The following is a 7,105-nucleotide window of genomic DNA, read 5'->3' as shown; positions in this document are numbered from 1 at the left end:
GAGCAGGATAGCTTATCGGTAGCTAACCGTCCCTCCATCCACATGACCAAGCGTTGCACTTATTATCTGAATTCGCGGGTCAGGAAGTATTGTGCATTACCTTCGGCAGACAGTCCCTGGCTGTAAGCGATCTGCTGGCTGCTCGCCTCGCCCGGCAGGGTTAATTCGCCGTAGCCGTTATTCAGATTCAGCACCACGAACTTTTTGCCGTCCACCTGCACGCTGTAATCGCGGCGTTCACCTTTGGTTTCAACATCCATCAGCTGGATCTTATTATCCCTGTCGTGATCGGCATGGGTGATCTGCACCAGCGCCTTATTGTCCGCGCGCTTACCGTAACGCCGCGTCCACACCTGCACGCCTTCATTACCCGCCCAGGCTTTGACGGATTCAGCCACTTCCGGACGCGCCTCTTCCGCCATCACTGCCGTCGCCGACACCAGGGCGAATAACAGGCCTGCCACTAATTTCTTCATCATCTGATCATCCTTTTTCGTTAACACGGGTGCGACCCACCGCCGCCCCCTAAACCATAGCTGCTGTCAGCCCGCGCGTTTCTTCTGCGCCAGCTGCCAGCCCCACAATACCGCAATCGCCAGCGCAAACAACGCGCCGAAGCCCACCCCGGCAGCCACCGCCGGTGTACCCAGCTTGATCGCCAGCGAGTAAAGTCCGAGCATCAGCAGCATCGCGCCATTCTCGCCAAGATTCTGTACCGCAATCGCATTGCCCGCGCCGACAGTCTCTTTGCCGCGCTCCTGTAACAGTGCATTGAGCGGCACGACGAAGAAGCCGCCCAGCACGCCGATAATCACCAGCAGCAGATAAGCATTCACCAGCGTGTGCTGCAGGGTAAAGATCACCACCGCCACGCCGATCAGCACCCCGGCAGGCATACAGCGCGCCACGGTTTTTAGCGTCACCAGACGCGCGGCAGCAGCGGCACCAATCACAATACCAATCGCCACCATCGCATTAAGCAGCGTCGGCGTTTTGTTGTCGCTGATACCCAGCGCCACCGGCACCCACAGCACCAGCAGAAAACGCAATGTCACACCCGCGCCCCAGAACATACTGGTGCCGACCAGCGAAAAACGGGTTTCGCCGTTACGCCACAATACGCGGCAGGCATGGAAGAAACTGCGCGACATCTGCAGCGGATGCCAGCTCTGCCCGGCCCGCGCCGCCGCCAGTTTCGGGATCAGCAGATTGGCGGCGACCGCCAGGCCATAAGCCAGCACACAGGCAATCAGCGCCGCCAGCAGATTCCAGTCCGCCAGCACACCACCGGCTACCGAGCCGAGCAGGATTGCAGCAATGGTGGAGGCTTCCATCAGACCATTGGCTTTCACCAGTTTTTCGCCGCTGGTGATTTCACCCAGGATGCCATATTTAGCCGGAGAATAAGCCGCCGCACCGATGCCGACCAGGCTGTAACCGAGGAACGGATTGAAACCGAAACAAATTACCAGCGCGCCGAGCAGTTTCATTCCGTTGGCGAACATCATCACCCGGCCTTTGGCGAAGCTGTCAGCAATCTGGCCGACAAACGGCGCCAGCACGATATAGGTAGCGACAAACACCATCTGCAATACCGGCTGGCTCCAGTCGGGATACAGCTGGTTTTTAATCACCGCCAGCGTGGCGAACAGTAAGGCGTTATCGCCAAATGCCGACAAAAACTGGGCGGCGATCACCGCCATCATGCCACGCGACAGCAGCGGTTGATCGTCAGTCAGGGTTGAACTCATGCGGTGTGCGCCTCTTCTTCCGCCATTTTACGCAGGGTGACAAAATCAGGTTTACCACTGCCCAGCAGCGGTAACTGTTGCAGGAAACGAATATCACGCGGCACCGCCAGCTCCGGGCTGCCCAGCTCGCGGGCGGCACGCTGTAACTGCTCACGCGTCAGCTCACTGTCAGTAGTAAACAGCACCAGTGCTTCACCACGATTACCGTCAGATTTCATACTGGCGGCATGCATTTTCTCGCCAGATGCCTTCAGCGCAATCTGTTCAACGCTTTCCAGCGACACCATTTCCCCGGCGATTTTGGCGAAGCGTTTCACGCGCCCCTGAATCTGACAGAAACCGCCGTCATCAAAGCTGACGATATCGCCGGTATCGTACCAGCCCGCTTCCATCTCGCCTTCGCCATTGTCCGCCTGAGGCGCTTCCAGAACCCCCGGGCGTTCAACACGCAGATACCCTTTCATCACGTTCGGGCCGCGCAGCTGCAGCTGGCCGCCCTGCTCAATACCTGGCACCGCAATCAGCCGCGAATCCATCCCCGGCAGAATGCGTCCGACGGTGTTCGGACGCGCCGCCATCGGCACATTAATCGCCACCACAGGCGCGCACTCCGTCACGCCATAACCTTCCAGAATGCGAATGCCAAAGCGCTCCTGCCACACCTGGCGGGTGGTTTCCTGCAGTTTCTCCGCGCCGGCCACCACATAGCGCAGGCGTGCAAAGTCATACGGGTTGGCGAAACGGGCATAGTTACCAAGGAAAGTGGAGGTGCCAAACAGCACGGTGCAGTTACGGTCATACACCAGCTCCGGCACAATGCGGTAATGCAGCGGACTCGGATAGAGGAACACTTCCGCGCCCGTCATCAGCGGCGTAAACAAGCCGACAGTTAAACCAAAGGCGTGGAACAAGGGCAGTGCTGACATAAAGCGGTCACGCGGGGTGAAATCAGCCACGGTGCGGATCTGCTCCACATTCGCCAGCAGGCTTTTATGCGAATGCACCACCCCTTTTGGGTTGCCCTCAGAACCGGAAGTGAACAGCACCATCGCCGCATCTTCCGGCTGTTGTGCCACCATAGCCCGACGCGGCAGCAGCAGATGGCCGAGGATCCACAGTTTATCCTGCAGCGTCACGGTATCTTTCAGATCTTCGAGATAGATCCACTTCACTTCCGTTACGCCCTGCGGCAGATGCTCCAGCTTGCCTTTTTCAAGGAACTGGCGCGACGTGAAGACGGTGCTGACCTGCGCCGCTTTCAGCGCGCTGCTCAGCCCCTGCACACCCGCGGTGTAGTTCAGCATCGCCGGAATACGGCCACGCATCGATGCGCCCAGTACGGCGGCGGCGGTGACAGTGGCATTCGGCAGCAGCAGGCCGATATATTCGCCCTTGCGGGTGTAGCGCTCCAGAATACGCCCCACGCCGAGCGACTTTTTCAGCAGCCCGGTATAGCTGTCTGGCGCGAAGTTAATGTCTTCAATGCAGGTTTTAAAATAGCCGTAGCGGGTACGCGCGCTGAGAAAGGCTTCGTACAGCGTTTCACGCGGGCGCACCGCCATGCGCGCTTCCATCATCACATGATGCAGATGCTCACCTGCCAGCACCCGGCGGTCACGCGCACGCGGCGCATCCGGCATCGGGATGGTGGTGGCGGGCAGCACTGTCAGGGTAATGCGCGGGAACAGACGGCGCTTAAATACGCCCCCGAGGCGGCCAAATGGCGTGTACTCCGCGCCTTCAATACGCAGCGGCACCACATTCGCCTGGGATTTGGCGGCAACAAAGCCTGCGCCACTGTAGATTTTCATCAGCGAGCCGGTCACGGTGATACGTCCTTCCGGGAAAATCACCACCGGACGTCCGCTGCCAATCAGACGCACCAGCGCTTTCACCGCCATCGGTTTGGTCGGGTCCAGCGGCACAAAATCAATCATCGGTTTCAGCCAGCGCATAAACCATTTATCACTGACCGAGGAGTAGACAGCAAACACCGGTTTGATCGGCAGGAACAGTGTCAGCAGCACGCCATCAAGGAAAGACATATGGTTGGGCGTGATCAGCACACGCTGTTTATTGAGCGCAGTCAGATCGCCGCGCAATTCAACGCGGTACATCAGGCGAAATAAGCAGCGGAAAAACGAGAACAGCATGCCAGCTCCTTAGCAGCAACAAGACTGCCTACACCATGCAGGATATGGCGGCGTAACTCAATGCGCGCTAAGACAAAATGAAGAAATTCTTACGACGGCGCACCGCCAGCGGCTGCTGGCGGTGGCAGGGAGGATTACAACTTGAACGAAGACATCGCCAGCACCAGCTGGCTGGTCTGATCCTGCAATGAACGGGTTGCCATCGCCGACTCTTCTACCAGCGCGGCATTCTGCTGTGCCACATCTTCCATCTGATTGACCGCGATATTGATCTGGTCGATGCCCAGACTCTGCTCTTTCGATGCGCTGGCGATCTCACGCATCAGCACATTGATATTGACGATCTGGCTGGCAATGGTGGTCATGGTTTCGCTGGCGCGGGTGGTCAGTTGCGAACCGGTATCCACCCGACTGCGCGAGTTGGCAATCAGCTCATGGATCTCTTTCGAGGCCTGCGCACTGCGCTGCGCCAGCACCCGCACTTCGTTTGCCACTACCGCGAAGCCACGCCCCTGCTCACCGGCACGCGCCGCTTCCACCGAGGCGTTCAGCGCCAGAATGTTAGTCTGGAACGCGATGCCGTCAATCACACTGAGAATATTGGCGATCTGATCGGAACTGTGAGCAATCTCTTTCATGTTATCCATCACTTCCAGCATCACCTTGCTGCCGGATTGTGCCGTCGCCGAAACATTCTCCGACAACTCATGGCCCTGCTTCGCGTTCTCGGCATTATGTTTCACCGTCGCGGTCAGCTGCTCCATGCTGGCAGCGGTCTCTTCCAGAGACGAAGCGGACTGCTCAGTACGGCGTGACAAATCGTCGTTACCGTTCGCCAGCTCCGTCGAACCGGTTTCAATCTGCACGCTGGCATCACGCACCCGCGAAACCGAGGCCACCAGCGAATCCTGCATCAGCGCCAGTCCGGCATTCAGACGGCCCAGCTCATTGGCGCTGGCGGGCGGGATCGGCTGAGTCAAATCACCTTCGGCAATATGCTCCAGCAGACGCACCGCGCGCTGCAAGGGCAGAATCAGCATAGTGCGCATTACCAGCCACGCCAGTACCATCAGGACCAGCGTCAGCGCACCACAGAAGCCAATCAGCACCAGCATCAGCGTTTTATCACTGGTGGCGTTTTCCAGCTGCTGTTGCCCCACCTGCTGGGCGTAGTCGAAGAAGTTTTTGTTCGCTTTATCAAAGGCAATGCCGAGCGGGCGCAGCTGGCTGTCGATCATCACATAATAGGTTTTCAGGTCGCGCTGTTTCAGCGCCGTGATCATCGGATTCAGCCCGTTATCGCGATAGGCCAGGTAGGCTTTATTGATCTCCTGCGCCAGTGCTTCCGCCTGCGGATTGCCTTTCACGGCGGCAAAGAAGCGTTGCAGCTCATCGTGGGCGGTGTTGGCATAGCTTTCTGCGCGTCCGGCCGCAGCGGCACCATCATCGAATTTACCCAGCTCGATATTACGCACCGCCAGCGACGCAACCACGCGGATACGCTGCATATTGGTGTTACTGCTGGCCAGATTGCCGAGCAGCACACCCTGAGTGGTATTGACCGCCATCAGCGACTGATAGCTCTTATTGATCGCGACTATCCCCATCACGCTGACAATCAGCAGCAGAGCAGCCATCAGGGCCAGCAGTGAAAGCAGGCCGGTTTTTATTGATATATTTTTCATTGCAGTAGCACCTGGTTAACATAAATGAATCAATCGATACATTTATCGGCGAGGTTTTAACCGGCTTTAGCAATGTTACAATTTATTGGTCCGCCTGCTGCGGCGCGTGCCAGCCACCGCCCAGCGCGGCGATCAGCTCAACGCTGGTCATCCACTGCGTGCTTTGCAGTGACAGTAAGCTCTGCTGCTGACTCAGGCTGGTGTTCTCCGTGGTGGCAACATCGAGGTAATCGATCATCCCCGCTTCATACTGGTTGGCGGTGACGCGTGCCGACTCCTTCGCCGACTCGGTAGCGCGTTGCTGCGCGGCGATTTCGCTCTCCAGCGTTTTCAGCTCCACCAGATAATTTTCCACTTCCTGAAAACCTTCCAGCACCGCCTGGCGATAGCTGGCGACCGATGCGTCATAGCTGGCGCGTGCCTGATCCACTTTGGCAGAAGTGGCGCCGAAATCGAGCACGGTGCCACTCAGCTCCGGCCCCAGTGACCAGGCACGGTTGGGCATCGACAGCAGATTATGCATCGCCGAACTGGAGAAACCGCCGCTGGCGCTGAGCGTCAAATCAGGGAAGTAACCGGCAATCGCCACGCCCACCGCGGCATTGGCGGCAGCGACATTACGCTCGGCATAGGCGATATCCGGGCGACGCTGCAACAACTGCGAGGGCAGCGCGTGCGGCACTGCAGGCATCTTCGCCGTCAGTGATGCCGCAGGCAGGCTGAATTCCGCCGGGGTTTTGCCGATCAACAGGGCAATGGCATGCTCCAGTTGAGCACGCTGCCAGACCAGATCCAGCTGCGAGGCACGCGCGCTTTCCAGCTGAGTTTGCGCCTGCGCCAGCGTACCGCGCGACTCTGCACCCGCCTGATATTTATTGTTAATCACCTGCAGATAGCGCTCATAGGCGCTGACGCTCTGCTGGTACAGCGCAATCTGCTGATCCATCACCCGCAGCTGGAAGTAGTTTTGTGCCAGCGAGGACTGGGCGCTGAGCGTGATATTCGCCAGCTCCGCCGCACTGGCATCAGCGCTGGCGCGGTTCTCTTCCAGCGTGCGGCGCAGTTTGCCCCACAGATCCAGCTCCCAGCTGGCACTCAGCTGTGCGGAATGGCTGTCGCTCACCGTGCGCTGATCGACACCACTCAGCGTGCTGGTGGTGCGGCTGCCGCTGCGGGTGGAACTGGCGCTGGCAGTGACCGATGGCAACAGACTGGCGCGCGATTCCCCGGCTAATGCCAGCGCCTGACGGTATTTCGCTTCATACTGCGCCACATTCTGGTTAGAGATTTGTACCTGCGCCAGCAACTGCGCCAGCGTCGCATCCTGGTACACCGACCACCACTCACCTTTGTTCTGTGCATCCTGCGGCTGTGCTTCGCGCCAGCCCGCCGCATATTTGTACTGCAACGGGGTACTGACCGCCGGGCGCTGATAATCCGGACCCACGCTACAGCCGGAGAGCAGTAACGTCATGATTAATGCAGGTAATATCGCTTTGTTCATTTTCATCACAGA

The 7,105-nt window shown here is 58.5% G+C and carries 5 protein-coding genes; all 5 read right to left on the bottom strand.

The genetic code is table 11. The features are described from left to right. Positions 1 to 62: 62 nt before the first annotated feature. The 5 genes from ACSZO1_RS11730 to ACSZO1_RS11710 all read right to left on the bottom strand — a co-directional run bounded on the left by ACSZO1_RS11730 (position 63) and on the right by ACSZO1_RS11710 (position 7,099). On the bottom strand, positions 63 to 479 hold the full coding sequence (locus ACSZO1_RS11730; RefSeq protein WP_437612712.1) for a hypothetical protein: 417 nt from the start codon (positions 477 to 479) through the stop codon (positions 63 to 65). Positions 480 to 542: 63 nt separating this feature from the next. After that, complete coding sequence (lplT, locus tag ACSZO1_RS11725) at positions 543 to 1,751, bottom strand: lysophospholipid transporter LplT (protein WP_437612710.1); 1,209 nt, start codon at positions 1,749 to 1,751, stop codon at positions 543 to 545. Beyond that, complete coding sequence (gene aas / locus ACSZO1_RS11720; protein ID WP_437612708.1) at positions 1,748 to 3,904, bottom strand: bifunctional acyl-ACP--phospholipid O-acyltransferase/long-chain-fatty-acid--ACP ligase; 2,157 nt, start codon at positions 3,902 to 3,904, stop codon at positions 1,748 to 1,750. Before aas ends, lplT begins: the two co-directional genes overlap by 4 nt. 134 nt (positions 3,905 to 4,038) lie before the next feature. Further along, positions 4,039 to 5,589, bottom strand: coding sequence for a methyl-accepting chemotaxis protein (locus tag ACSZO1_RS11715; RefSeq protein ID WP_437612706.1), 1,551 nt, complete (start codon positions 5,587 to 5,589; stop codon positions 4,039 to 4,041). A gap of 82 nt (positions 5,590 to 5,671) precedes the next feature. Then, on the bottom strand, positions 5,672 to 7,099 hold the full coding sequence (locus tag ACSZO1_RS11710) for an efflux transporter outer membrane subunit (RefSeq protein ID WP_437612704.1): 1,428 nt from the start codon (positions 7,097 to 7,099) through the stop codon (positions 5,672 to 5,674). Between the last annotated feature and the right edge of the window lie 6 nt (positions 7,100 to 7,105).

It is taken from the genome of Erwinia sp. V71 (assembly GCF_965644245.1).
Classification (GTDB): Bacteria; Pseudomonadota; Gammaproteobacteria; order Enterobacterales; family Enterobacteriaceae; genus Erwinia.
This window is presented reverse-complemented; position numbering and strand designations above follow the sequence as displayed.

Coding starts and splice junctions, on each gene's coding strand:
- ACSZO1_RS11730 (WP_437612712.1), bottom strand. CDS start 479: ATGATGAAGAAATTAGTGGCAGGCCTGTTATTCGCCCTGGTGTCGGCG.
- lplT (WP_437612710.1), bottom strand. CDS start 1,751: ATGAGTTCAACCCTGACTGACGATCAACCGCTGCTGTCGCGTGGCATG.
- aas (WP_437612708.1), bottom strand. CDS start 3,904: ATGCTGTTCTCGTTTTTCCGCTGCTTATTTCGCCTGATGTACCGCGTT.
- ACSZO1_RS11715 (WP_437612706.1), bottom strand. CDS start 5,589: ATGAAAAATATATCAATAAAAACCGGCCTGCTTTCACTGCTGGCCCTG.
- ACSZO1_RS11710 (WP_437612704.1), bottom strand. CDS start 7,099: ATGAAAATGAACAAAGCGATATTACCTGCATTAATCATGACGTTACTG.